At 42.5% G+C, this 24,753-nt stretch carries 26 protein-coding genes; all 26 read left to right on the top strand.

Annotation, left to right across the window (positions count from 1 at the left end; translation table 11 throughout):
* Positions 1 to 317 precede the first annotated feature (317 nt).
* The 26 genes from MKY20_RS18675 (at position 318) to MKY20_RS18550 (ending at position 24,750) form a co-directional block, all read left to right on the top strand.
* Positions 318 to 1,625: a phenylacetate--CoA ligase family protein gene (locus tag MKY20_RS18675; protein WP_341002386.1), complete on the top strand. Its 1,308-nt coding sequence runs from the start codon at positions 318 to 320 to the stop codon at positions 1,623 to 1,625.
* Positions 1,626 to 1,659: 34 nt separating this feature from the next.
* Positions 1,660 to 2,619 carry a 1,2-phenylacetyl-CoA epoxidase subunit PaaA gene (paaA, locus tag MKY20_RS18670; RefSeq protein WP_009334763.1) on the top strand — a complete coding sequence of 320 codons (960 nt, stop codon included), beginning with the start codon at positions 1,660 to 1,662 and terminating at the stop codon, positions 2,617 to 2,619.
* Between the two features lie 25 nt (positions 2,620 to 2,644).
* Entirely contained in the window at positions 2,645 to 2,995 is a 351-nt protein-coding gene (gene paaB / locus MKY20_RS18665; RefSeq protein ID WP_009334762.1) for a 1,2-phenylacetyl-CoA epoxidase subunit PaaB, read from the top strand.
* Positions 2,988 to 3,809 (top strand): 1,2-phenylacetyl-CoA epoxidase subunit PaaC, encoded by an 822-nt coding sequence (gene paaC, locus MKY20_RS18660; protein ID WP_019382965.1) that lies wholly within the window; start codon positions 2,988 to 2,990, stop codon positions 3,807 to 3,809. Before paaB ends, paaC begins: the two co-directional genes overlap by 8 nt.
* A gap of 21 nt (positions 3,810 to 3,830) precedes the next feature.
* Entirely contained in the window at positions 3,831 to 4,328 is a 498-nt protein-coding gene (gene paaD / locus MKY20_RS18655) for a 1,2-phenylacetyl-CoA epoxidase subunit PaaD (protein ID WP_019382966.1), read from the top strand.
* Between the two features lie 184 nt (positions 4,329 to 4,512).
* Positions 4,513 to 4,821 (top strand): EthD family reductase, encoded by a 309-nt coding sequence (locus tag MKY20_RS18650; protein WP_009334759.1) that lies wholly within the window; start codon positions 4,513 to 4,515, stop codon positions 4,819 to 4,821.
* Positions 4,814 to 5,593 carry an enoyl-CoA hydratase-related protein gene (locus MKY20_RS18645; RefSeq protein ID WP_251175227.1) on the top strand — a complete coding sequence of 260 codons (780 nt, stop codon included), beginning with the start codon at positions 4,814 to 4,816 and terminating at the stop codon, positions 5,591 to 5,593. The genes MKY20_RS18650 and MKY20_RS18645 overlap by 8 nt, the downstream gene beginning before the upstream one ends.
* A gap of 18 nt (positions 5,594 to 5,611) precedes the next feature.
* Entirely contained in the window at positions 5,612 to 6,385 is a 774-nt protein-coding gene (locus tag MKY20_RS18640) for an enoyl-CoA hydratase-related protein (protein ID WP_251175228.1), read from the top strand.
* A 114-nt stretch (positions 6,386 to 6,499) separates the two neighbouring features.
* Positions 6,500 to 7,366, top strand: coding sequence for a 3-hydroxyacyl-CoA dehydrogenase (locus MKY20_RS18635; protein ID WP_019382969.1), 867 nt, complete (start codon positions 6,500 to 6,502; stop codon positions 7,364 to 7,366).
* Positions 7,363 to 8,559 carry a thiolase family protein gene (locus MKY20_RS18630; protein WP_009334755.1) on the top strand — a complete coding sequence of 399 codons (1,197 nt, stop codon included), beginning with the start codon at positions 7,363 to 7,365 and terminating at the stop codon, positions 8,557 to 8,559. The genes MKY20_RS18635 and MKY20_RS18630 overlap by 4 nt, the downstream gene beginning before the upstream one ends.
* 189 nt (positions 8,560 to 8,748) lie before the next feature.
* The gene (gene paaX, locus MKY20_RS18625; RefSeq protein WP_009334754.1) at positions 8,749 to 9,624 is read left to right on the top strand and encodes a phenylacetic acid degradation operon negative regulatory protein PaaX; all 876 of its coding nucleotides are present in this window, start codon (positions 8,749 to 8,751) and stop codon (positions 9,622 to 9,624) included.
* A gap of 130 nt (positions 9,625 to 9,754) precedes the next feature.
* The gene (locus MKY20_RS18620) at positions 9,755 to 10,237 is read left to right on the top strand and encodes a hypothetical protein (RefSeq protein WP_251175229.1); all 483 of its coding nucleotides are present in this window, start codon (positions 9,755 to 9,757) and stop codon (positions 10,235 to 10,237) included.
* Positions 10,221 to 10,721: a hypothetical protein gene (locus tag MKY20_RS18615; protein WP_341002370.1), complete on the top strand. Its 501-nt coding sequence runs from the start codon at positions 10,221 to 10,223 to the stop codon at positions 10,719 to 10,721. The genes MKY20_RS18620 and MKY20_RS18615 overlap by 17 nt, the downstream gene beginning before the upstream one ends.
* A 144-nt stretch (positions 10,722 to 10,865) precedes the next feature.
* Positions 10,866 to 11,816, top strand: coding sequence for an NAD(P)H-dependent flavin oxidoreductase (locus MKY20_RS18610; RefSeq protein WP_251175231.1), 951 nt, complete (start codon positions 10,866 to 10,868; stop codon positions 11,814 to 11,816).
* Positions 11,817 to 12,076: 260 nt separating this feature from the next.
* Positions 12,077 to 13,087: an ABC transporter substrate-binding protein gene (locus MKY20_RS18605; protein ID WP_009334750.1), complete on the top strand. Its 1,011-nt coding sequence runs from the start codon at positions 12,077 to 12,079 to the stop codon at positions 13,085 to 13,087.
* A gap of 194 nt (positions 13,088 to 13,281) precedes the next feature.
* Positions 13,282 to 14,313 (top strand): ABC transporter permease, encoded by a 1,032-nt coding sequence (locus tag MKY20_RS18600; RefSeq protein WP_251175232.1) that lies wholly within the window; start codon positions 13,282 to 13,284, stop codon positions 14,311 to 14,313.
* Positions 14,288 to 15,082, top strand: coding sequence for an ABC transporter ATP-binding protein (locus MKY20_RS18595; protein WP_009334748.1), 795 nt, complete (start codon positions 14,288 to 14,290; stop codon positions 15,080 to 15,082). Before MKY20_RS18600 ends, MKY20_RS18595 begins: the two co-directional genes overlap by 26 nt.
* A 166-nt stretch (positions 15,083 to 15,248) precedes the next feature.
* Complete coding sequence (locus MKY20_RS18590) at positions 15,249 to 15,638, top strand: thioesterase family protein (protein ID WP_009334747.1); 390 nt, start codon at positions 15,249 to 15,251, stop codon at positions 15,636 to 15,638.
* An 87-nt stretch (positions 15,639 to 15,725) separates the two neighbouring features.
* A complete protein-coding gene (locus tag MKY20_RS18585; RefSeq protein WP_009334746.1) occupies positions 15,726 to 16,835 on the top strand; it encodes a Leu/Phe/Val dehydrogenase in 1,110 nt (369 codons plus the stop codon).
* 74 nt (positions 16,836 to 16,909) lie between these two features.
* A complete protein-coding gene (gene pdhA, locus MKY20_RS18580; protein WP_019382973.1) occupies positions 16,910 to 17,977 on the top strand; it encodes a pyruvate dehydrogenase (acetyl-transferring) E1 component subunit alpha in 1,068 nt (355 codons plus the stop codon).
* Positions 17,977 to 18,972: an alpha-ketoacid dehydrogenase subunit beta gene (locus MKY20_RS18575; RefSeq protein ID WP_341002362.1), complete on the top strand. Its 996-nt coding sequence runs from the start codon at positions 17,977 to 17,979 to the stop codon at positions 18,970 to 18,972. The genes pdhA and MKY20_RS18575 overlap by 1 nt, the downstream gene beginning before the upstream one ends.
* 11 nt (positions 18,973 to 18,983) lie before the next feature.
* Positions 18,984 to 20,207: a dihydrolipoamide acetyltransferase family protein gene (locus MKY20_RS18570; protein ID WP_341002360.1), complete on the top strand. Its 1,224-nt coding sequence runs from the start codon at positions 18,984 to 18,986 to the stop codon at positions 20,205 to 20,207.
* The gene (lpdA, locus tag MKY20_RS18565) at positions 20,208 to 21,650 is read left to right on the top strand and encodes a dihydrolipoyl dehydrogenase (RefSeq protein ID WP_341002357.1); all 1,443 of its coding nucleotides are present in this window, start codon (positions 20,208 to 20,210) and stop codon (positions 21,648 to 21,650) included. It abuts the gene before it with no gap.
* 114 nt (positions 21,651 to 21,764) lie between these two features.
* Complete coding sequence (gene hppD, locus MKY20_RS18560) at positions 21,765 to 22,880, top strand: 4-hydroxyphenylpyruvate dioxygenase (protein WP_341002354.1); 1,116 nt, start codon at positions 21,765 to 21,767, stop codon at positions 22,878 to 22,880.
* Positions 22,881 to 23,029: 149 nt separating this feature from the next.
* Entirely contained in the window at positions 23,030 to 24,124 is a 1,095-nt protein-coding gene (hisC, locus tag MKY20_RS18555) for a histidinol-phosphate transaminase (RefSeq protein ID WP_071157761.1), read from the top strand.
* 5 nt (positions 24,125 to 24,129) lie between these two features.
* Entirely contained in the window at positions 24,130 to 24,750 is a 621-nt protein-coding gene (locus MKY20_RS18550) for a flavin reductase family protein (RefSeq protein WP_019382977.1), read from the top strand.
* The last annotated feature ends 3 nt before the right edge of the window (positions 24,751 to 24,753 follow it).

The following is a 24,753-nucleotide window of genomic DNA, read 5'->3' as shown; positions in this document are numbered from 1 at the left end:
CTTTTTATTACTTCAGAATGTATAAATTTGTACGTCGATAACTGTCTAGCTTCAGCGCCTACCCCCTCGAGGTCACAAGCCAATCCTCCCAAAAAGGCAAAAAACGCCTTTCCGGAAGGCTCGTCTTGTGCTTGTCGGTGGTGAGCAAGGCGCTTCCGCTTTTAAAAAAAATGAGTAAATTTTCAGAAAATAAGTTGACTTTTACCTGTTTACACGGTATCTTTGTGTTAAACATATAACACTTATTTCATCTAACGATATTTTAACGTTATATAAAATTACTATCTTAATATGATGAAAATCTGGGAGGTCATGTCTTGATTCTGCATGATATTGAAACGGAAAGCCTCGATTTTATAGAACAATTGCAGTTGGACCGGCTCAAGCAGACAGTGGAAAGAGTATTTAATCATGTGCCTTTTTATCGGAAAAAGTTTTTGGAAAGTAATATTGCACCTGAAGACGTTAACAGCCTGAATGATATTCAAAAGCTGCCCTTTACTGTTAAAGCAGATTTGCGGGAACATTACCCATTCGGGCTTTTTGCTGTGGATAAAAAAGAAATTGTCCGTCTGCACGCTTCATCGGGAACGAGCGGAAAGCCGACTGTAGTGGGCTACACACGAAATGACATCAAAATGTGGAGCAATCTGATAGCCAGGGCAATCTCCATCGGAGGAGGCGAACCTGGTCAGACATTGCATAATGCTTACGGATACGGCCTCTTTACAGGTGGATTGGGACTGCATTATGGCAGCGAACAGCTTGGCATGGCTACCGTACCCGTTTCTGGAGGAAATACTGACAGACAAATTATGCTGATTCAAGACTTTAAGCCTGAAGTTATTTGCGGAACTCCTTCCTACATCCTTAATTTAGCAGAGAAGATGGAGGAGAGGGGAATGGACCCGGCTGATACATCATTAAAGTATGGTATTTTTGGTGCAGAGCCCTGGTCCGAAGAAATGAGGAAAACACTAGAAGCTAAGCTTGGGATTAAAGCATGCGATATTTATGGGCTAAGTGAGGTTCTTGGACCAGGTGTAGCCATGGAATGCCATGAATCCCAGGACGGCCTGCACATTGCAGAGGATCATTTTTATGCAGAAGTAATCGATCCGAAAAAAATGACACCGCTTCCAAACGGAGAGGAAGGGGAGCTTGTTTTTACAAGTTTAACGAAGGAAGCTTTTCCGGTGATTCGCTACCGAACGGGTGATATCGCCTCCCTTTCTAAAGAGAAGTGTGTTTGCGGGAGAACAACGCTTCGAATGAGCCGTGTGAAAGGACGCATAGACGATATGCTTAATGTAAATGGTGTAAACGTCTTTCCTTCCGAAATCGAACGGTGCATTCTTCAGATGCCTGAGCTTTCTCCCCACTACCATATCCAAGTGTATAACAAGGGAAGTTTAAAAGTTTTGGAGCTTCATGCTGAATGGAGCGAAGAGTTTTATAGAGATATGGGAGAAGCAGAACATGTAAAAAAGAAGATCAAGGAAGCAGTGAAGCAAAATTGCTTTATTACCATTGGACTTGTTCTCCATCCGCCTAAAACGCTGCCAAGATCGGATGGGAAAGCTGTCAGAATTGTAAATCCGGCAGTGGAAAATGCGGTAACCTGAATCAGTAATTTTTAACTCGACGGGGGTGAATCACATGTCAGAGGCTCTTTTCTTTCAAGAGATGACGGAAGAACAAAAATACGAGCAGTTCATGAAACGCATAAATGCAGGAGAGAAAATTGAAGCGGATGATTGGATGCCTGAAGATTACCGAATGACATTAATCAAATTGATTTCGATGCATGGTATCAGTGAAATTATGGGAGCACTTCCTGAAAAGGAATGGGTGCCGAAAGCCCCTTCATTAAAACGCAAGCTGGGTATCATGGCAAAGGTGCAGGATGAGATGGGGCATGGACAGCTGCTGCTTCGTGTTGCAGAGGATTTAATGAAGCCTCTTGGGAAAACCCGCGAAGATATTATGCAGGATTTATTCAGCGGAAGACTGAAATTCCACAATGTTTTTCATATGGAGGCTCCAACATGGGGGGATGCCGGGCTGATCGGCTGGCTGGTTGACGGTGCTGCTATCATTACCCAGACCAATATGCTTAATGCTTCATATGGGCCCTATGCAAGAGCACTTAAACGGATTTGCGCGGAAGAGGTTTTTCATGCCCAGCATGGTGAAGCAATCATCATGGCACTGGCTGAAGGAACGGCGGAGCAGAAAGCGATGGTTCAGGATGCGGTTAACCGCTGGTGGGAAGCGCTGTTAATGTTCTTTGGCCCTGGTGATGCCTCTACTACCGGCACTTCCAAACAGGATACAACGATAAAATATAGAATCCGGACAAAGACGAACGAAGACTTAAGGCAGGACTTTTTTACAAAGTATATTCCGCGCGTTCTCTCGCTTGGCCTTAAACTGCCGGATGAGACAATGCATTTTGACCAGAATCAGGAGCTTTGGGTCTATAGGCAGCCTGACTGGAATAAGTTCAAGGACATTATTAAAAATAATGGGCCAAAATCTCAGGAGCGACTCGGGCTTCGCCGCACAGCTTATGAGACTAACAGATGGGTGCGCGAAGCTCTCAATACTGCAAACTAAACCGTTCAGATGGGAGGGGTCTCCTTTGGGAAACGAAGGATTTTATCAGGAATTCGAAGTCTTTAGTCAAAGAACCGATACCTCGCCTCTGCAATATCAATTTTCCCTGCTGGCACCAAATCGCGAGCTTGCACTCGTCATGGCACAGGAAAATTTTATGCGGAGAGAACCGGTTGCTGATATCTGGGTCGTCAAACGCTCTGATATCCGGAAGCTGACACCGGAAGAAAAGCAATCACTTCAGCGTTTGGATAACAAAGAGTACCGCACGACAAAAGGATACGGATATTTGAAGAAAAAGTGGCGCCACTACGAGCAGGAAATGCTTGATGAGAAGGAAATTCTATCATGGGGAGGGATGAAGAAAGATGACTGAGCCAGTTAATAAAATGCCAATCGGCGCTGGGATAAAGCCGGCACTGACATCATTATTATATCAGCTTGCTGACGATGACTTCATCCTTGCTTACCGGGGTTCAGAGTGGCTTGGGCTGGCGCCTCATATAGAGGAGGATGTCGCCTTTTCATCCATCAGCCAGGATACCATGGGTCACGCCGCCATGTTTTATCAGCTGCTGGAGGATCTTGGAGAAGGCACTGTAGACAGTCTTGCCCATGCGAGAAAAGCGGCCGAAAGGAGAAATGCTGTCCTTTTGGAAGCGGTAAATGGTCCAGGTCATTACTTGTCTACAGCACAATATGACTGGGCATTCGCAGTAGCAAGAAATTATTTTTATATCCAATCAAAAAAAATCAGATTGGACTCTCTGAAAAATTCTTCTTATCAGCCTTTAGCCGAGGTGGCATTAAAGGTTAATATGGAGCTTTATTATCATCTCCTTCACTGGAAAACATGGTTTAACCAGCTGATGAAGGCTGGCGGGGAAGCCAGAACGAGAATGGAATCAGCCATTGGGAAGGTTTTAGCCGATTTTGAAGGAGTTATAACATTGGGACCGCTGGCAAAAGATATGGCGGAACATGGTCTTATTGAACCGGAAGAGGTGTTAAAGCAGCGATGGCTGCTTATCATGAAGCCTGTTTTTGAATCTATCAATCTGGCAGTCTCAGAGGCAGACCTTGCAATGAAAAATGGCAATGGCCGTATAGGAGAGCATACAGCCGACCTTGATGCTGCTTTAGCCACTTTGAGCGAGGTGTATAATATAAATCCAGCTGCAAGCTGGTAAGTTCTTTAAAGGGTGATGTAAATGGAGCAGGATCAAATGTTGATAAAAACCGCGTTGGAGGCGCTTCATAATGTTATGGACCCTGAAATAGATACCATTTCTATTGTTGATTTAGGAATGCTGGAGCATATTGAGGTGGAGGGCAATTCAGTAATGGTGAAACTCCTGCCTACTTTTATGGGATGCCCTGCACTGGATATCATTCGAAAAAACGTGGAAATCGAAATAGACAAGGCAGGGATATTTGAAAAAATAGAAGTTCGGTTTATCTATCATCCGCCCTGGACGTCTGACCGGGTAACAGAAACAGGAAGGTTAAAGCTAAAGGAATTCGGGATTGCGCCGCCTCCAAAATTAATAAGTGAAACAGGTGAATGGCATGTGGATTGCCCTTTTTGCGGATCCACATATACGACAATGGAAAACCTGTTTGGTCCTACAGCCTGCCGCAGTATTTTATACTGCAAATCCTGCAGGAACCCCTTTGAAGCTATGAAGCCTGTATCAACGATGATGTAGATAAGGACTTTCGAATCTGTTATAAAAACCGGTCAAATTGTGTCTAATGCTATTTTAAGATGCTGGATAAACTGTTAATTCTTTATTGATAAATTCCTGGAGATAACACAAATAACATATGAATCCGGCTCCAGGAATACTATTAAATGAATCAAATCCACTAAACCTGAAAGGAAGTTGACAAATGGTAAAATTAATCGCTCTTTATAAGCACCCTGAAAATAAGGAGGCATTTGATGACCATTATTTTAATACGCACGCGCCGCTTACAGCCAAAATTCCGGGTCTCCGCAAGATGGAGGTTACAAAAATTGTTGGCAGTCCTATGGGGGGCGAAGGGAAGTACTATTTGATGTGCGAAATGTACTATGACAGCCATGAAGCTTTACAGGAGGCTATGAGAACAGATGAAGGCAAGGCATCAGGAAAAGACGCCATGAAATTTGCAGGTGATATTATCACTCTTATGATTGGTGAGGAAGCAGATGAGTAAAAGCTATGAAGCTATTGAAGTTTCACAGCATGGAAAGCTTGGCTTAATTGCTTTAAACCGCCCAAAAGTCTTAAATGCAATCAACCGCTCAATGATTTCAGAGATTCTGGATGCGATGGAAGGGTTTGAGGCTGACAGCAGCATTAAGGCTATCGTCTTATGCGGCAAGGGCAGGGCATTTGCAGCCGGAGCAGATATTGATGAGATGGCAAACGACCAGACAATAGATTTTGAGCTTCGCAATCAATTTAAAGATTGGGATCGCCTTGCCATGATCAAGAAACCGATTATAGGGGCGGTTCATGGTTTTGCCCTTGGCGGGGGCTTTGAGCTTGCTTTATGCTGTGATTTGCTTTTTGCCGCTGATAATGCGGAATTTGGCTTTCCTGAGGTAAACCTGGGAGTAATGCCTGGCGCAGGCGGCACACAGAGGCTTACTAAGCTTGTTGGGAAAACGAAAGCAATGGAATGGCTTTTTACCGGCAAAAGAATCACGGCCAAAGAAGCGCTTCAACATGGCATCGTCAACCAGCTTATATCAGAAGAGCTTCTTTTGGAAGAAACGATAAAAGCGGCTGAACAAATTTCCAATCAGGCGCCAATTGCGATACGCCTCATAAAGGAAGCAGTCCTTAAGGCAGCTGATACATCATTAAATGAGGGAATGGAATTCGAACGGAAGAATTTTTATTTATTATTCTCGACAGAAGATCAAAAAGAAGGAATGAATGCCTTTATTGAAAAACGCAAGCCGCAATTTAAAGGGAAGTAGAGGAGGTGTACATAGCAAATGTTTGAAACGGTGAAATATGAGGTCGCAAACGGTGTTGCTTGGATTTCATTAAACCGCCCGGATAAACTGAATGCATTCACAGAACAGCTTAATAAAGAGGTTCAGCAGTCCATAAAACAGGCAAGCCGGGATAAAGAAGTCAGATGTCTTGTTATCACAGGCGAAGGACGTGCATTTTGCTCTGGCCAGGACCTTCAGGGAGTAAATGAGGATATGGATCACGGCGAGGTACTCCGCCGATTCTATAATCCAATGGTATTGGAGCTTCATAAATGTAAGAAGCCGGTTATCGCAGCGGTCAATGGGGTGGCAGCAGGTGCAGGCATGAGTCTCGCATTAGCATGCGATTTCAGGCTTCTTTCTGATAAAGCCAGTTTTTTAGAAGCTTTTGTCCATGTCGGGCTGGTGCCTGATGCCGGGAATCTCTACTTTCTTCCAAAGCTGATCGGTCATGCGAAAGCCATGGAGCTTGCAGTGCTCGGTGAAAAGGTTAATGCTCAGGAAGCCAAAGAGCTTGGCCTGGCTACTAAGGTAATTCCTATGGAGAAATGGCAGGATGAAATAACTGCTTTTGCAGAAAGGCTTGCCAGCATGCCGACAGCGGCCATTGCGATAATAAAGAAAAACCTGAAAGCGAGCTGGGAATCCACTTTAGAAGAATGTTTGGAGAGAGACGCACAGGGACAGCGGCTGGCTGGCCTTACTCTTGACCATAAAGAGGGTGTTGCCGCATTTATGCAAAAGCGAAAGCCTGTGTTTCAAGGGAAATAGACTTTGCTGGATTAAATTAGAATCCTATTAAAATATTTGCCCGTTTTATGTTCTTCTTGCGAGCATCTCGTTTCGGGTGCTCGCATTTTTATAAACTGAAAGGGGGATTACACCATGAAAAATATAGTCGTAATCGGTTCAGGCGTGATGGGGCGGGGGATTGCGTACGTCAGTGCAATCGGAGGATTTTACACCACTCTTGTAGATATCAGCCGGGAACAATTGACCCGTGCGGAAAGAGAGATTGATAGCATCTTTGAAAAAGGACTCGCCAGGAATAAAATAACAGCCGCTGATATGGAAGCAGGCAAAAATCGTCTTACCTATTCTGTAAGTCTTGCTCAGCATGTAAGTGCAGCTGATCTTGTTATTGAGGCAGTCCCTGAAGTGATGGATATTAAGAAAAATATTTTTGAGGTGATTGACCAGCACGCACCTGAGCACTGCTGTTTTGCAACAAACACCTCTACCATGAGTCCAACCGAGATTGGATCATTTACAAAACGTCCGGACAAAGTGATTGCCATGCATTTCTTTAATCCCGTCCAAAAAATGCCGCTTGTTGAAATTATTAAAGGGCTTGAAACCAGCGAAGAAACAGCACAGTCAATTAAACGTGCTGCTGAGCAAATGGGGAAAGAAACAGTAGTTATTAATGAGTTTCCAGGATTTGTAACGAGCAGAATCAGTGCGCTCGTTGGTAATGAGGCATTTTATATGCTGCAGGAAGGTCTCGGCACACCTGAAGAAATTGATAAGGCAATTAAGCTTGGGCTGAATTATCCAATGGGGCCATTCGAGCTTGGCGATCTTGTCGGCCTCGATACACGCCTGAATAATTTAAAATACCTTCACAGTAAGCTGGGAGAAAAATACCGGCCGGCACCGCTCCTTGAACAATATGTAAAAGCTGGAAGGCTTGGACGCAAGTCGGGCAGGGGTGTTTTTGATTACACTGCCAGAGAGGGAGTTAAGCAATGAGAAAAGCAGTAATTGTGGATGCTGTCAGGACTCCGATCGGAAGATATAAAGGCGGGTTAAAGGATATTCGTCCGGATGATTTGGGAGCTATCGTCATTAGGGCTCTGCTGGATAGAAATCCGATGGTGAATCCTGCAGAAATTGAAGAGGTCATACTGGGAAATGCCAATCAGGCAGGAGAAGATAATCGCAATGTAGCCAGGATGGCAGCTTTGCTTGCCGGTTTGCCTGTCGAAGTGGCTGCTTCAACTGTTAACCGGCTTTGCGGGTCTGGTTTAGATGCTGTTAATTATGCTGCACGGGCCATTTTAGCCGGAGAAGGAGATATTTTTATTGCAGGCGGTACGGAAAGCATGACACGTGCCCCATTTGTCATGGCAAAACCAAGCAGCGAGTTTCCAAGAGGGAATATGGAGATGTATGACACTACCATCGGGTGGCGATTTACAAATAGCAGGCTTGAGAAAATGTACGGTGCTGAAAGCATGCCCAAGACAGCAGAAAATGTTGCAGAAAAGTATGGCATATCGCGTGAAGAGCAGGATCTGTTTGCTTTAGAAAGCCAGAAGAGAGCAAAATCAGCTATTGAAAAAGGCAAATTCGACGATGAAATCATTCCTGTTACATACATGGATAAAAAAGGGGATGAAATAACGATTTCATGTGATGAGCATCCCCGTCCGGAAACTACTTTTGATAAGCTCTCAAGCTTAAAACCCATTTTTCAGGGGGGAACTGTAACAGCAGGCAATGCTTCAGGTATTAACGACGGTGCATCTGTATTGCTGCTGATGTCAGAGGAAAAAGCGAGTGAACTTGGATTACAGCCCCTTGGAACTTATATTGTTTCCGCAACAGCAGGGCTTGAGCCTTCGATTATGGGGGCAGGTCCTGTTTATTCCACTCAGAAAGCCTTGAAGAGGGCTGGTCTTACGATGAATGATATAGACTTAACCGAATTAAATGAAGCTTTTGCTTCACAATCCCTTGCCTGCATTAAAGAACTTGGCGCCGATTCGGAGCGGGTAAATGTAAATGGCGGAGCGATTGCATTTGGCCACCCGCTTGGGGCGAGCGGTGCCCGTATTCTGACAACTTTATTGCATGAAATGAAGCGCAGGAATTCAAAATACGGCCTGGCAACGATGTGTGTGGGAGTTGGGCAGGGGATTTCTACAATCGTCGAGCGATGACCATAGAGACTTTTTACTCTATGGTTTTTATGGTTTATAAAGACTTGGGCGGTATAGAATGAAGGCAGAGGCAGTCAAATTATTTAGTATGCCGAAAAAGTATTGTTCAAAACTATCTAATTTTAGTACAATTGTATATAACGAATTTTTTCCGTTCAACCCACATGATGAAATGAGGATGAATGCAAGTTGAATACAAGGTCAATGATTTTCACACTTTATGGCGATTATATTTCACATTATGGAAGCAACATTTGGATTGGCAGCCTTATCAAGCTTTTAAGCGAATTTGGGCATAATGATCAGTCTGTCAGAGCTGCTATTTCAAGAATGAATAAGCAGGGATGGGTAAGTGCAGAAAAGATCGGCAATAAAAGCTATTATTCCTTAACGCCAAGAGGGCAGAAAAGGATTGAGGAAGCGGCTAAGCGTATCTTTAAATTAAAGCCTGAAGAGTGGGATGGCAAGTGGCGAATGCTTATGTATACCATCCCGGAAGAAATCCGCAATGTGCGTGATGAATTGCGGAAGGAACTAGTTTGGAGCGGTTTTGGCTCCATGTCCAGCAGCTGCTGGATCTCAGCTAATAATCTTGAGAAACAAGTATTTGATTTGATTGAGAAATATGAAATTGCCGACTATGTTGATTTCTTTATTGCCAGGTATGCAGGTCCGCATAAGAATATCGAAATTGTTGAAAAAAGCTGGAACCTGACAGAAATCAATGAAAGATACCAGGAGTTTATTTCGGAATACAGCCAGAAATATATCATTGATAAAAATAAAATCCAGAAGGGGAATATGACTGATGCAGAATGTTTTGTGGAAAGAACAAAGCTTGTGCATGAATACCGGAAATTCCTTTTTGTGGATCCGGGGCTTCCCGAAGAACTTCTTCCTGATAAATGGCTGGGCGGTCATGCTGCTGCTTTATTCAGTGAATATTATAAAGAACTGGCAGAACCGGCATCAAGGTTTTTTGAAAGTGTTTTTAAGGAAGGAAATGAACTTAAAAACAGGGATGCTGATTATGACGCATTAAATCATCCCTATATGGTTGAGTGAGAAAGAGCCATCTTGCAGGCAGGATGGCTCTTTCATTTATACAATCATAGGATTAATGAATAAATGCATCTTACCAAAACAATAGTAAATGTATGATAGTATTTAAAAATAAGCCTCATAAGGTGATTTAATGATTCTGCCTGCAGCAATTGTAATTGCATTTTATACACTAAGTTTCTTTTTCTTTATAGAAAAAAAGCTTTCCTTTTTGCAAAACTCTCTGATTCTTATGCTAATTTCAATTGCAGCCCGAAATTACACAACCATACTTGCTCTTCAATTTAAGTGGATTCATATTACAGAAGATTCTATTTTATTTATTGTATTCTTGATTCATCGTGAAATTATTGGCCCCTTTCTAGTTCTTATGTTTATAAATATTTATTGGAAAACTCCATCTGGTGTAAAAAGGATAACTGTCTTCGACATATTCTTAATCTGTCTTCTTGGTATGGATCTTTTCAGCAGCACTTCTGGAGTAATTACAAATTTAAACTGGAATTTACTCAAAGCTGGCATAGGTAATACGGCTTTCTTGATTGCCGGCCTCGGATTATCCAAGGTGTTAATGTATCTAATGCAGGAGTCTACTAATTATGGTAAAGGTTTATGAAAGAGCTTTTGACGCAAATGAATGGTTTGTATTGGCCAATTTACTGGTATCGCTAATTCTTATATGGAAACTGCCTAAAAAATTTTCTGGCTTGGAAACGGCAATACATATCACCATAGGCATATTTATCGGGATGTTCTTCGATCACACCATAAGTGTCGGGGCGTGGGATTATTATGATGTCAATGGTACATCAAAATATCAATTCATTGATTTTTTAAGCTATATTATGTACGGGCCATACAGTTACTTTTTCATTTATTTATATGTGAAATTAAATCTAAAGGGATATATGAATATCCTGTATGTCACACTCTGGTCTATTTTGGCTGTAGTGATTGAATGGTTCTCTGTTAAGCTCGGCATATTTCATTATGAAAAGGGCTATCAGATGGCCTGGTCTTTCCCTATATATGCATTTGTTCAGACCCTGCAAATAATGTTTTATAAAATTTCGCTGAAAATGGAAAAGGGGAATGAATAGAGGCCTGTCTGCAAAACGGCGATGTGAATGAAAGGGTATTTTACCTGAGGCATTGACGTCATCCTTCATTGTTAAGTATATGTGCTCCTAATTGTCAAACTATTAAAATTAGTATAACATTATTTTAACGAAGGAGGAATTTGATTGAATATATTAACGGACATTTTAAATATTAAATATCCAATTATTCAGGGCGGCATGGGGAATATCAGCAATGCCATTTTAACAGCGGCAGTCTCAGAAGCTGGAGGGCTGGGCACCATCGGAGCAGGAACAATGCCTCCTGAGGAAGTTGAGAAGATAATTGAGGAAACAAGAAGTTTAACAAATAAGCCATTTGCTGTTAACGTAGCTTTAAGTGTCTCCCCTTATGTAAAAGAAATCCTTTCCCTTGTAATTAAACATAAGATTCCAGCCGTATCTCTTTCGGCGGGAAACCCGGCTCCCTTTATCCCTAAGCTGCATGAAAAAGGTGTGAAAGTTATAACTGTAGCTGCTTCGGTAAGACAGGCGCTGAAAGCAGAGACAGCCGGCGCGGATATAATTGCAGCCGAAGGGTATGAGGCAGCAGGAATCAATAGTTCTCTTGAAACCACTACACTCGTATTAATCCCTCAGATTACAGGAGTGGTGTCAGTCCCTGTCGTGGCTGCCGGGGGTATCGGTGATGGCAAAGGGCTTGCTGCCATGCTTGCCCTGGGGGCAAGCGGTGTGCAAATGGGCACTAGATTCATAGCAACCAAGGAAGCACCATTCCACGCGCAATATAAACAGAAAATTATTGAAGCATCCGATCATGAAACCCTTATAGTGGGGCGTTCAGTTGGAAGAATAAGAAGAGTGCTTTCCACCGGGTATGCCAATAAATTGCTGGATTACGAAAAACAGGGCATCAGTCTTGATGAGTTTAATAAACTTACTTCAGAAGACTATCATAAAATTGGAGCGATAAATGGAAACGGTGATGAAGGGTTTATGAACAGCGGGCAGATAGCTGGCCTGATTGCTGATCTTCCAAGCGTAAAGGAGCTTTTGGATAATATGATAGAGGATGCTAAACTTCAGCTTCATAAGGCTAAAAAGCTATTAAACTAGCAAGCAGGCAGTTATATTCCTGCTTGTTTTCTTTATGCCATCATAACTTATTAAAATATATTAAATTTTTAGAATATTATTGACACTCAAATACTTAGGGTGATAATATAACGTTGTATTTACGATATTGAAAGTAAATATCATATAAATGGTAAAAACCTTTTTGCGTACTGTTTTCCACTTCAAGATGTAAGCGCATACATACCAGGATTAACTATCAGCACGCTGATAGTTAATAAATTTGAATAGGGGGTCATATAATGAAAAAATCGTTAAAAGCTCTTTCCTTATTAATGGCTGCGGGAATGCTTGTTTTGAGCGGCTGTGGAGAGGAAAAATCCAGTGGTTCTTCTTCAGAAGGAGATGAGAAGAAGCAATACACAATTGGCATCACACAATTTGTTGAACATCCATCTTTAGATGCTGCGACAGAGGGATTTAAAAAAGCATTGGAAGATGAAGGCTTTAAAGAAGGCGATAATGTAAAATTCGATTTCCAAAATGCTCAGGCTGATATGAATAACACGCAGTCGATCGCTAATAATTTTGTCGGCGATAAAGTGGATATGATTTTTGCAAATGCTACTCCGAGTGCCGTGAGTGCTCTAAATGCGACGAAGGACATTCCGATCCTTTTCACATCTGTTACAGACCCTGTTGGAGCCGGCCTTGTTGAATCCTTTGATCAGCCTGGAGACAATATTACAGGTACTACAGATAACCACCCGGAAGGAACTTCAAAAACAATTGATTTTATGATTGATGAAGCGGGTGTTAAGAATATTGGCATCATTTACAATTCTGGAGAGCAAAATTCCGAGGTACAGGTTAAGCAGGTAAAAGAACTTGCTGAACCAAAAGGAGCAAAAATTGTTGAAGCATCTGTTTCAACCTCTGCTGAAGTTAAGCAGGCGGCCGACTCTCTTGTTGGAAGGGTAGATGCCATATATATCCCTACAGATAACACGGTTGTGTCTGCGCTTGAATCGGTTATTTCTGTCGCTGACAGCAAAAAGATCCCTTTATTTGTGGGTGAACTGGATTCCATGAAACGCGGGGCTATTGCAGCCAGCGGATTCAACTATTTCGATCTAGGTTATCAGACAGGCAAAATGGCCGCTGAGATCTTAAAAGGAAATAAAAAGCCATCTGAAATTCCGGTTGAGCTTCCTGGAAGCCTCAAACTGGTGATCAATAAAAAAGCAGCTGAAGCACAAGGACTGGAAGTAAAAGAAGAATGGGCTGATTTCGCTGAGTTCCATGAAGAGTAAATGTAAATCTGCCGGCTGACAATGCAATATCCGGCCGGCTGCTTTCTAAGCTATTAGCCAAGAAGAAAAGCGGAAGCGCCTTGCCGATCCTCAACACCTTGAGGGGGGCGGCGCTCCTACTAAAAGCTAACGTTTTTAGTCGAGTGACGGCATGTTTTAATTTCTTATTCAATTTATAAAGGGTGTGATTCTTAGTGTTTACAGCCATATTCGGTGCGTTTGAGTCAGGTATTATTTACGCAATTATGGCACTTGGAGTTTATTTATCGTTCAGGGTCCTTGACTTTCCTGATTTAACAGTCGATGGAAGTTTTGTGACTGGAGCGGCGGTAGCCGCAACCATGATTGTCAGCGGTGCTAATCCTTTTTTGGCTACGATTACTGCCTTATTTGCAGGTTTTATTGCCGGCTGCCTTACTGGTATTATTCATACTTTCGGAAAAATCAATGCGCTTTTATCAGGAATCCTTATGATGATTGCTCTGTATTCAATAAACCTTCGTATCATGGGTAAATCAAATGTTCCGCTCTTGAACACAGAAACTGCTATTACACATGTCAGGGATTTTTGGGATAAAACAGGAATTGATTCTTTTTTCAACAGTCTATTGACCATGGCGGGACTTGGCGGCAGCCTCCCGAGAACATGGGGCATTATCATATTTATGTTAGTTGTAACATTTGCAATAAAATTTTTGACAGATCGATTTCTTCAGACGGAGATTGGTTTAGCTTTAAGGGCTACAGGCGACAACAAGAGAATGATCCGCAGTCTTTCTGCCAACACCAACATGATGGTGATTTTGGGGCTCGGCCTTTCCAATGCAATGGTCGCTTTCTCCGGAGCATTGATTGCCCAGCAGGGAGGATTCGCCGATGTTGGTATGGGTATCGGAATGATTATCATTGGGCTTGCTTCAGTCATCATCGGTGAAGCGTTATTTGGCACAAAAACCATTGCCAGAACTACTCTCGCGGTTATTGGCGGAGCAATTATCTACCGCATTGTAGTGACCATGGCACTGAGGGTAGAGTTCCTGGAACCGGGTGATATGAAGCTGATTACAGCAACAATTGTAATCCTTGCTTTAATAATGCCGAAGATTATTGACCGCACTAAGGAGAAGAAACGGAAAGCCAAAAGACTGGCAGGAAGCATGAACATATGTGAATTGCCATCAGGCGGAAAGGGTGAGACTGGTGCTGCAATTAAATCAGATTCATAAAGTCTTCAATGAAGGGACTCCAGATGAAAAGATTGCACTTGATACGATCAATCTCACATTAAATGAGGGGGACTTTGTCACCGTAATTGGAAGTAATGGCGCAGGGAAGTCCACTTTAATGAATATTATCTCCGGTGTCATGATTCCTGATGTCGGCTCCGTTTATATCGATGGCCAAAATGTCACGGGCATGTCTGAATATAATCGGGCAAAGCTCATAGGCCGGGTTTTTCAGGATCCGATGGCTGGTACCGCTCCGTCCATGACAATTGAAGAAAATCTTGCCATGGCATATTCAAGAAATAAAACAAGATCATTAAAAAAAGGAGTTACGAAAAAGCGCAAAGACTATTTTCGAGAAGTTCTGGAAACCCTCCATCTCGGCCTTGAAAACCGTCTAAATGCAAAGGTTGGTTTATTATCAGGAGGAGAGCGGCAGGCACTTTCATTACTAATGGCTACCTTCACAGAGCCATCCATTCTATTGCTCGATGAACATACCGCTGCTCTTGATCCGGCTCGTGCAGAGCTTATAACGAATCTGACAAAAGAAATTGTTAAAAAGTACAATTTAACCACTTTAATGGTCACTCATAATATGCAGCAGGCGCTGGATTTAGGTAATAGGCTGATTATGATGGATAAAGGCCAGATTATTCTTGAAGTAGATGATGAACAGAAACAGCATCTGACAATTGAACAGCTGCTAAACGAATTTCAGCGGATTCGCGGAACAAAAATGGCAAGTGATCGTGCTTTGCTTTCTTAGAAAAATAAAAAGGATTAGCCAATTTTGCTGGTTAATCCTTTTTGCATGGAAGGGAATCAAAAGAATTTTTAAAGTTTTTACAATTTATTGACTATTTATTTAACGTAATGGTATCATATCGTTAAATAAACGTCATACATATTTTATGTATTACAGGAGGGATGGTATGAAACCTGGGCTGCAAATTGGGAACCAGGCAGTTGTCCATGCAGTGGTTTCCCCTGAGATGTTCGCACAGTTTGAAGGGGAGGTCATTCATCCTGCCTATTCAACCGTAACGATGATCTATCACATGGAATGGGCATCACGCCTGCTGATCATCCCCTACTTGGATGAGGAAGAAGAAGGGATCGGGGGAGCTGTTTCTGCCAGGCATTTATCCCCTTCACCTGAAGGCTCATCCATTATCATAACGGCTACCGTATCCAAGCTGGATGGAAATTCAGTTTACTCAACTGTTACAGTCCATAATGGAAAAATACTGGCTGGCGAAGGTGAAGTCAAACAGGTAATTCTGAAGAAAAGCAGGATTGCAGAAATGTTAAAGAGAGATTAAAAGATTAGATGCAGCTGAGCCTAAACAAAAAAGGCATTTTTATTTAATTTTATTGTAAGCGCTATCATGAATAAAGGGGAGAATGAAATGACAGATATGTTTCAAAAAATTAAAGATCATGAACAAGTTGTTTTCTGCAACGATGAATCAACCGGTTTAAAGGCTATCATTGCAATCCACAGCACTAGATTGGGGCCGGCTTTGGGAGGATGCCGTATGTTTCCATACAACAGTGTGGATGAGGCCCTTGAAGATGTCCTCCGATTATCAAAAGGCATGACCTATAAATGTGCAGCTGCCGATTGTGACTTTGGAGGCGGGAAGGCTGTAATTATCGGGGATCCATTAAAAGATAAAACACCCGAACTATTCCGTGCTTTTGGCCAATTTGTAGAATCCTTGAACGGGCGCTTCTATACAGGAACAGACATGGGTACTTCTACAGAAGATTTTGTTCATGCCCTAAAGGAAACGAATTGCATTGTAGGTGTTGATGAGGTTTATGGAGGAAGCGGCGATTCTTCGGTCCCAACTGCGCATGGAGTTATTTATGGTCTGCAGGCAACCAATAAAGCACTGACTGGTACAGACGACCTTTCAGGCAAAAGTTATGCCATTCAGGGACTGGGGAAAGTTGGATATAAAGTGGCAGAAAGACTGCTGGAGGAAGGGGCAGATTTATTTGTGACAGATATCAGCCGGCAGGCAATCGACCAGCTTCTCAGTAAAGCGAAAGAAATTGGTGCCGGGGTGAAGGTACTTTCCGGCAATGAAATATATGAGGCCCAGGCAGACTTTTTTGTTCCATGTGCAATGGGCGGGATCATTAATGATGACACAATCGGTTTGCTTAAAGTAAAAGCAATCGTAGGCTCTGCCAATAACCAGCTTAAGGATATGCGCCATGGTCAAATCCTTAAAGATAAGGGCATATTATACGCACCCGATTATATTGTGAATGCAGGGGGATTAATCCAGGTCGCAGACGAATTATACACACCTAATAAAGAAAGGGTACTCCGCAAAACAAAAGCTATTTATAACTCTCTTCTGAACATCTACGAACATGCTGAAGCAAATGGTATAACAACCGTGGAAGCATCCAACCAATTCTGCGAGAGCCGTATTGAAGCGCGTACACGCAGAAATAGCTTTTTCTCCCATATGAAACGCCCGAAGTGGTCAGTAAGAACCTAATTTTTTTACTTGGATAACAATATATGTACCTTATAAAAGTGATAAAAATAATTAAATAGCCAAAGGGTGAGAAGATGGAAAATCACTTTCCGATCAGGCGGATAATGGACGAAAATGGAAACATCATCAATTCCGATTATGAAGAAAAAATAACTGAAAAACTTGTAAAAGAGTTTTATAGAAATATGGTAAGAATCCGTATTTTTGACCGCAAGGCTATTTCACTCCAGCGCCAAGGCAGGATAGGCACATATGCACCTTATGAAGGACAGGAGGCTTCCCAGGTCGGAACTGCTGCTGCCCTAAGGGAGAACGATTGGATGTTTCCTACCTATCGCGACCACGGAGCAGCTATGACCTTTGGCCACTCACTGCGAAATATCCTGTTGTTCTGGAACGGAAGAAATGAAGGGTGTGTTCCGCCTGACGGAAAGAAAATTTTTCCTCCGGCCATCCCGATTGCGACACAAATCCCTCATGCAGCAGGAGCTGCATTCGCAGAAAGGAAAAAAGGCACAGCAAATGCTGCTATTGCTTATTTTGGAGATGGTGCTACTTCCGAAGGGGATTTTCATGAGGGGTTGAATTTCGCCAGCGTTTTTAAAGCGCCGGTTGTCTTTTTTAATCAAAACAATCAATACGCCATCTCTGTTCCTTTTAACAAGCAAATGAATTCAAAAACAATCGCCCAAAAAGCCCTGGCATATGATATTCCGGGAGTCAGAATCGATGGCAATGATGTTTTCATGGTTTATTTTGAAACCTTAAATGCATTAGAAAGGGCCCGTAAAGGTGAAGGGCCGACACTAATCGAAGCAGTTACGTGGCGGTATGGGGCACACACCACTGCAGATGATCCATCTAAGTACCGTGATCAATCCGAAAGCAGCAATAGAAGACAGGAGACTGACCCCATTTTAAGACTAGAGCGCTGGATGAAGAATATGGGGAGATTTGATGAGAAATGGGTGCAGACCATTGAAAAGAAAGCAGCAGATGAAATAGATAAGGCTATTGCCGAAATGGAAGATTTCCCTCCTGCCGATCCAGCAGTTATCTTTGATCATGTCTTTGCAGAGCCGACATGGCAAATCAAGCAGCAGAAAGAAGAGTACCTGAAGCTGATAGGAGGTGGCCAATAATGAAAACGGCAGTTGAAGCAAAAACCATGACATTGGTTCAAGCCATTACCGATGCCCTGGATATTATGCTGAATGAAAAGGAAGAGGTTTTGCTGCTGGGCGAAGATATCGGAAAGAACGGTGGTGTTTTTCGTGCAACTGATGGTCTTCAGGCTAAGTATGGCGAAGGCCGTGTTATTGATACTCCTTTAAGTGAAGCGGGTTTTGTCGGAGCGGGGATTGGCATGGCTGTAAATGGGTTTTTACCTGTGATTGAAATTCAGTTTCTGGGCTTTATTTATCCTGCATATGAACAAATCATGACTCATGCTTCGAGGATCCGAATGAGGACGATGGGACATTTTACTGTTCCGATGGTTATAAGGGCTCCGTATGGTGCAGGTGTAAGGGCTCCTGAAATTCACTGTGATTCAACGGAAGCCATTTTTACACATATGCCTGGCATTAAGGTAGTCTGCCCATCCAGTCCTTATGATGCGAAAGGACTGCTGATTGCTGCCATTGAAGACCCGGATCCAGTTCTGTTTCTTGAGCCCATGCGCTGCTATCGTTCGGCCAAGGAGGAAGTTCCTGAAGGGAAGTATAGCATTGAAATTGGAAAAGGCAATAAGCTCATGGAGGGTGATGATGTGACGGTCATTACGTGGGGAGCCATGGTGCCTGAGGCTATGAAAGCGGCAGAGCTGATGAAAGAAAAGAACACTCATTGTGATGTGATTGATTTAAGGACCCTTTTCCCTCTGGATAAAGATATGATCGCAGAATCTGTCCAAAAGACAGGGAGAACAGTCATTGTCCATGAAGCTCATGCTACCGGTGGAGTAGGAAATGATGTGCTTGCCATCATTAATGATACATCGTTTTTATATCAGAAAGCACCGGTTGAAAGGGTTACTGGATTTGATGCACCAGTGCCATATTTCGGTTTTGAGAACCATTACCTGCCAACTCCGGCAAGGATCCAGCAAGCAATAGAAAAAGTTATGAAGTTTTAGGAGGAGAAGCCATGGAAGTGAAACTTCACGATATTGGAGAAGGCATGACAGAAGCAGAAATCAATTGCTTTTTAGTCAAACCAGGGGATGCAGTGAAAGCCGATGATCCGCTAGTTGAAGTACAGACTGATAAAATGACTGCTGAAATACCTGCTCCCAGAGCGGGAATTATTAAGGAATTTAAAGTGGAGCCCGGCGAGACGATTACAGTGGGGACGACCATTTTAATTTTAGAGGCGTCGGGACATGATGGCATGGAGAAAGTGAAGGTCACTTCTCATCCTGCAAACTCTCATAAGCTGAAGGAGCCATTGCAATCTTTTGCCTCATTCAAAGGAAAACGGGTGCTTGCATCTCCATTTACGAGAAAAATAGCACGGGAAAATTCGATAGACATTGAGAATATTACAGGGACAGGTCCTGCCGGACGTATTTTGGATGAAGACATCTATCAATACTTAGCATCCGGACAGAGTAAGCCTGACCCAGCTGAACAGGAGCCAGCGGTTTCGATGGATACAATATTAAGCCCTCCTGCTGAAAAAGGAATCATTCCGTTTAGGGGCAGAAGGAAACAGATTGCCAGAAAAATGGCACAATCCCTCTATACCATTCCACATTGCACCCATTTTGAAGAAATCGATGTAACCGAGCTGATCACTTTCAGAAAAGAACTAAAAAACCAAAACCAAAATATATCTGCAACAGCCTTTTTCCTGAAGGCATTGTCAATATGCCTGAAAGAAATTCCTGTGTTCAATGCAGTCCTGCATGAAGAAAAGGAAGAAATACATTTAGCAAGTGTACACCATATCGGTATTGCGGTTGATACGGATGAGGGGCTCATCGTTCCGGTCATTAAGCATGTTGAGAACAAAACAATCAGAGAAATTCATGCGGAAATGAAACAGCTCACAGAAAAGGCGGTGGAAAATAAGCTTTCTGTAAAAGAAATATCTGGCGGGACATTCACGATCAGCAATGTGGGACCGCTGGGCGGAAGCTTTGGAGCGACACCGATTATTCAGCATCCGCAAACCGCACTGGTATCATTTCATAAAACAAAAAAGTTGCCTGTTGTCACAGACGATGACCAGATTGTGATCCGGTCAATGATGAATATTTCTATGTCTTTTGATCATAGAGTTGCAGACGGGGCGACAGCTGTTCGCTTTACTAACCGGTTTGCTGAACTGATTAAAAATCCAAAAATGCTTGTTCTGGAGATGGTATAAATGGTAGTTGGAGAACTGGCACATGAGCGCGATGTCATCATTATCGGAGGCGGCCCCGGAGGGTATCATGCTGCGATCCGTGCCGCTCAGCTTGGACGCAGTGTTACCTTGGTTGAACAGGACCAGCTTGGCGGGATTTGTTTAAATAAAGGCTGCATACCTTCAAAGATCCTTACACAGTCTGCAGAAAAATTCACTTCATTTCTAGAGGGGGAAAATTGGGGGCTAGAAGGAGGAGATATATCGTTTAATTTCAATAAGCTTCAGCAATACAAACAGAAGAAAATTGAACAGCTCCGCACAGGAGTTGAAGCGCTCTGTAAAGCCAATAAAATTGAAATACTTATTGGGTCAGCTTTTTTTCTGTCTGAGGATAAGGTTGGCATCGAAAAAGGAGACAAATTTGATGTTTTCAGATTCAGGAATGCAATCATTGCGACCGGCGGAACACCAGAAAAACCACCTTGGACCAGAGAGTTAAGTGAACTGGTATTTGATCAGCATTCCATTTCGGATTTGAGTGAAATACCCGATAAACTATTAATCTATGGCAGTGACTATATTGCGCTTGAAATTGGTATGGCTTTTCAGGCCCTGGGATCCAAAGTAACTATGATCCTTGATGATGGGAAAGAGGATTTTGATTTCGATCAATCCATTTGCCGGGAACTGAAGAGGATTTTAAAAAAGAAAAAGATAGACGTTGTAAGAAATTCGGAAGTATTGGAATTACAGTTTAAGGAGGACATGTTTACAGTAACTTTTGAATTGAAGGGAAAAATAGAAACGATTTCAGGCACACATTTATTTGTTTCAACTACAATCAGACCAAACACCAATCAGCTGGGTCTTTCCCGAATAGGGGTTGAACAATGTGCAGCGGGGTTTATTAAGGTGGATGCTCAAAGCCGGACAACACAGAAACATATCTTTGCTGTCGGCGATGTTACAGAAGGCCCTGCACTTGCTGTTAAAGCAATTAAACAAGGAAAAACAGCTGCAGAAGCGATTGCAGGGATTCAATCTCAATCAGATTTCCATTTCATCCCGATAGTAGCTCATACACAGCCTGCTATTGCGAGTGCCGGGTTAACGGAAAAGGAAGCAATTAACTTGGGCAACGATATTGAAATTGGCCAATTTTCATTGTCTGCCAACGGATTTAGCACTTTGGCCGGAAAAAAAGAAGGATTTATAAAAGTGATCAGCTGCAAGGAAAAGCAAGTTCTTCTGGGAATCCACATGGTAGGCACCGGGGCAATAGAGCTAATTTCAGCCGGCATTACGGCATTGGAAATGGCTGCCAGGGATGAAGATCTAATTTTCCCGAACTATCCCCATCCCAGTGTAAATGAAGGCTTGCTTGAAGCTGTAGAAGCTTTAAGGAATCAGGCTATTCACATCTCGCCCAAAAGCATAAATGAGCAAAAATTAAAAGTGTAACTTACTTTAATGCAGAAGTGCATTATAGCTTTAACTTGAACTCTTGAGAACGTTTGCAGGTTTCATATATGATAAATTCAAAATATTACTAATATTTGAAATGGAGGCGTTAGTATGCAAGATGAAAAAATGTTAAGGGAGCAAAAGAAAGCCGATTTCTTTCCAGTGAAGGAGGTAGATTATTTAGAAATCTACTCTGGGAATGCGAAACAGTCCTGCCATTATTTCTGCACGACTTTCGGCTTTAAGCCAGTTGCATATTCTGGTTTGGAAACAGGCAATAGGGAAACGGTGTCTTATGTTCTTCAGCAAAGAAAGATCCGCCTCGTTATAACCGGAACTTTAAATGACAGTTCCAGAGTATCGAATTTCATTAAAAAGCATGGGGATGGCGTAAAAGATATTGCTTTAGCAGTCGATGATGTTGAAACAGCCTACAATGCTGCAGTCGAAAGAGGCGCAATTGAAATACAGCCGCCTTTTGAGATAAAGGATGAGCATGGCACAGTAAAAAAAGCAGTTATTGGTACATATGGGGATACAATTCACACACTTGTCGAACGAAATGACTATAAAGGGGTATTTATGCCTGGCTTTGAGCCTTATCAAACTGAAGTTCCATTTGAAGATGCCGGTTTTATCGGAATCGACCATGTGGTTGGAAACGTAGAAAGGATGGAGGAATGGGTTAATTATTATGCAAATGTAATGGGCTTTAAGGAAATGAAACACTTTACAGATAAAGACATTACAACAGAATATTCCGCACTGATGTCCAAGGTTATGCATAATGGCGGCAGGATAAAGTTTCCGATTAATGAACCTGCAGAAGGGAAGCGCAAATCCCAGATTGAGGAATATCTGGAATACTACAACGGGCCTGGTGTGCAGCATCTGGCGATCCTGACAGAGGATATCGTCAGCACTGTCAGCATCCTTCGCAAGAATGGGGTGGAGTTTTTAAGTACACCTGATTCTTACTATGAAATGCTTTCTGAACGTGTAGGAAAGATTGATGAAGAGATTGATAAATTGAAAGAATTAAACATTCTCGTCGACCGTGACGACGAAGGGTATTTGCTTCAAATTTTCACTAAGCCAATTGTAGACCGTCCGACCCTATTCATTGAAGTCATTCAGCGTAAAGGTGCACGGGGATTTGGTGAAGGCAACTTTAAAGCACTCTTCGAATCAATTGAACGCGAGCAGGAAAGACGGGGAAACTTATAAATAGAAAAGAGGAATGCCCCGCCCCCTTCACCATGAGGGGGGTAGGCGCAGCAGTTAAACAGTAATGGAATTCCAAGATTATGTATTTTTTATTTTTGAGGGGGAGATACTTTCTCCCTTTTTTAATAATTAAGAAGGAGGCAACACAGATGGCCAGAATCCAGACAAAAAGCGCCGTGGAGAAGATTGTTTCTTATCCGCTTGGCAGCTCGCCGGAAGAGATCAAAGAAAAGTTCAATTTAATGGCTGTCCGGAAAATGTCTGATAATGAAAATGTGTATGGCTGTTCACCAGAAGTAAAGAACAGCATCAGCAAGGCGATGAATAGCCTTTATTTTTATCCGGACGGAACTGTTTCCCTGCTCAAGCGCAAACTGGCCGGATTCTACAATATAAATCAAGATAAATTTCTTGTAAGCAATGGATCAGAAGAAATCATCCGTTTATTGACTAGAGCATACATAAGCACTGGAGACGAGGCTATTATGGCACAGATGACCTTTCCTCGCTATGAAACAAACGTCCTGATTGAAGGAGGCAGTGCTATTACTGTCCCGCTGCAAAATGGCACACATAATCTAAATGCCATGTATGCGCAGGTCAGCAAAAAAACAAAAATGATATTTATCTGCAATCCCAACAACCCTACAGGAACCATAGTCGGTAAAACAGAACTTCTGCAATTCATCGAAAAAGTTCCTTCGAATATCTTGATTATTCTAGATGAAGCTTACTATGAATATGTGCAATCATCAGATTACCTTGACTCTATTTCACTTTTGGAAAAGAAGCCGAATTTGATCATTCTGCGGACTTTTTCCAAAATTTACGGTCTTGCCGGTCTCCGTGTCGGCTATGGAATCATGGATTCCGAGATAGTGAATGAGCTTCATAAGGTGAAAGATGTTTTTAATGTCAATCATCTTGCCCAGGCAGCCGCTGCAGCGGCATTACATGACCAAGGCTTTATAAGGGAATGTGCTGAAAAAAATGCCAAAGAGATGAAATTTGTGAGTCAGAAGTTAAATGATTTACAGGTTCGCTTTTTTCCTTCCCAAACCAACTTTATTTATATTTTTAGTCAGTATCCAATAGCGGAGAACTTGATTGCCAATGGCTTAGTTGTCCGGCAAATGAAGCTTGAGGGATATCTTGATGCTTTTCGGATGACTTTAGGCACAAGGGAAGATAATGAAGCAGCCATGGATGTGATAAACAAACTTCTAAATGAAAAGGCGGTGTAAGGTGTATGGAATTAAATCCTGCCAGTCTGGAATGGAATGACGCTTATAAGCTGCTGGTTGGTTCTATCCTGCCGCGTCCCATTGCGTTTGTTACCACTATGGATGCGGATGGAAATGTAAATGCAGCTCCATTTAGCTTTTTTACTGCCATATGTGCAGATCCGATGCTGATTTGTTTTTCTCCGATGCGAAAAGGGACAGATGGCTCTAAGAAAGACACGCTTGCCAATATCGAAGAAACAAAGGAATTCGTTATTAACATAGTCAGTGAAGACTTTACCGAAAAGATGAATATTTGTGCAGCGGATTACCCGGCTGGTACAGACGAACTGGTCGCCGCTGGGCTCACTAAAGAAAAAAGTGCCGCTGTGAATCCTCCTCGGGTGAAAGAATCAAAAGTTCACTTGGAATGCAGTCTCCATCAGGTACTTCATTTTGGAGAACGACCTGGCTCAGGAAGCCTGGTGATTGGTAAAGTGGAGCATGTGCATGTTGCTGAAGAGCTATATGAAAATGGAAGGATTAATTCTGAGAAACTAAAGCCAGTTGGCCGAATGGCAGGACATATTTATACCAGGCCGATGACGGATGTATTTGAATTAATCCGAAAAACAGAGCCAAGGTGATGC

The organism is Cytobacillus sp. FSL W8-0315 (assembly GCF_038002905.1).
Classification (GTDB): Bacteria; Bacillota; Bacilli; order Bacillales; family Cytobacillaceae; genus Cytobacillus; species Cytobacillus pseudoceanisediminis.
Note: the sequence above shows the minus strand (reverse complement) of the source record. Positions and strands in the feature narration are given on the sequence as shown.

Excerpts from the sequence above, each read along its gene's own strand:
- MKY20_RS18550 (WP_019382977.1), top strand. The coding sequence starts at position 24,130 with ATGGAATTAAATCCTGCCAGTCTGGAATGGAATGACGCTTATAAGCTG.
- MKY20_RS18590 (WP_009334747.1), top strand. The coding sequence starts at position 15,249 with ATGAAACCTGGGCTGCAAATTGGGAACCAGGCAGTTGTCCATGCAGTG.
- MKY20_RS18620 (WP_251175229.1), top strand. The coding sequence starts at position 9,755 with ATGATTCTGCCTGCAGCAATTGTAATTGCATTTTATACACTAAGTTTC.
- hppD (WP_341002354.1), top strand. The coding sequence starts at position 21,765 with ATGCAAGATGAAAAAATGTTAAGGGAGCAAAAGAAAGCCGATTTCTTT.
- lpdA (WP_341002357.1), top strand. The coding sequence starts at position 20,208 with ATGGTAGTTGGAGAACTGGCACATGAGCGCGATGTCATCATTATCGGA.
- pdhA (WP_019382973.1), top strand. The coding sequence starts at position 16,910 with ATGGAAAATCACTTTCCGATCAGGCGGATAATGGACGAAAATGGAAAC.
- MKY20_RS18575 (WP_341002362.1), top strand. The coding sequence starts at position 17,977 with ATGAAAACGGCAGTTGAAGCAAAAACCATGACATTGGTTCAAGCCATT.
- MKY20_RS18640 (WP_251175228.1), top strand. The coding sequence starts at position 5,612 with ATGTTTGAAACGGTGAAATATGAGGTCGCAAACGGTGTTGCTTGGATT.
- MKY20_RS18645 (WP_251175227.1), top strand. The coding sequence starts at position 4,814 with ATGAGTAAAAGCTATGAAGCTATTGAAGTTTCACAGCATGGAAAGCTT.
- MKY20_RS18570 (WP_341002360.1), top strand. The coding sequence starts at position 18,984 with ATGGAAGTGAAACTTCACGATATTGGAGAAGGCATGACAGAAGCAGAA.
- paaD (WP_019382966.1), top strand. The coding sequence starts at position 3,831 with ATGGAGCAGGATCAAATGTTGATAAAAACCGCGTTGGAGGCGCTTCAT.
- MKY20_RS18650 (WP_009334759.1), top strand. The coding sequence starts at position 4,513 with ATGGTAAAATTAATCGCTCTTTATAAGCACCCTGAAAATAAGGAGGCA.
- paaC (WP_019382965.1), top strand. The coding sequence starts at position 2,988 with ATGACTGAGCCAGTTAATAAAATGCCAATCGGCGCTGGGATAAAGCCG.
- MKY20_RS18630 (WP_009334755.1), top strand. The coding sequence starts at position 7,363 with ATGAGAAAAGCAGTAATTGTGGATGCTGTCAGGACTCCGATCGGAAGA.
- MKY20_RS18605 (WP_009334750.1), top strand. The coding sequence starts at position 12,077 with ATGAAAAAATCGTTAAAAGCTCTTTCCTTATTAATGGCTGCGGGAATG.
- paaA (WP_009334763.1), top strand. The coding sequence starts at position 1,660 with ATGTCAGAGGCTCTTTTCTTTCAAGAGATGACGGAAGAACAAAAATAC.
- MKY20_RS18615 (WP_341002370.1), top strand. The coding sequence starts at position 10,221 with ATGGTAAAGGTTTATGAAAGAGCTTTTGACGCAAATGAATGGTTTGTA.
- MKY20_RS18635 (WP_019382969.1), top strand. The coding sequence starts at position 6,500 with ATGAAAAATATAGTCGTAATCGGTTCAGGCGTGATGGGGCGGGGGATT.
- MKY20_RS18585 (WP_009334746.1), top strand. The coding sequence starts at position 15,726 with ATGACAGATATGTTTCAAAAAATTAAAGATCATGAACAAGTTGTTTTC.
- hisC (WP_071157761.1), top strand. The coding sequence starts at position 23,030 with ATGGCCAGAATCCAGACAAAAAGCGCCGTGGAGAAGATTGTTTCTTAT.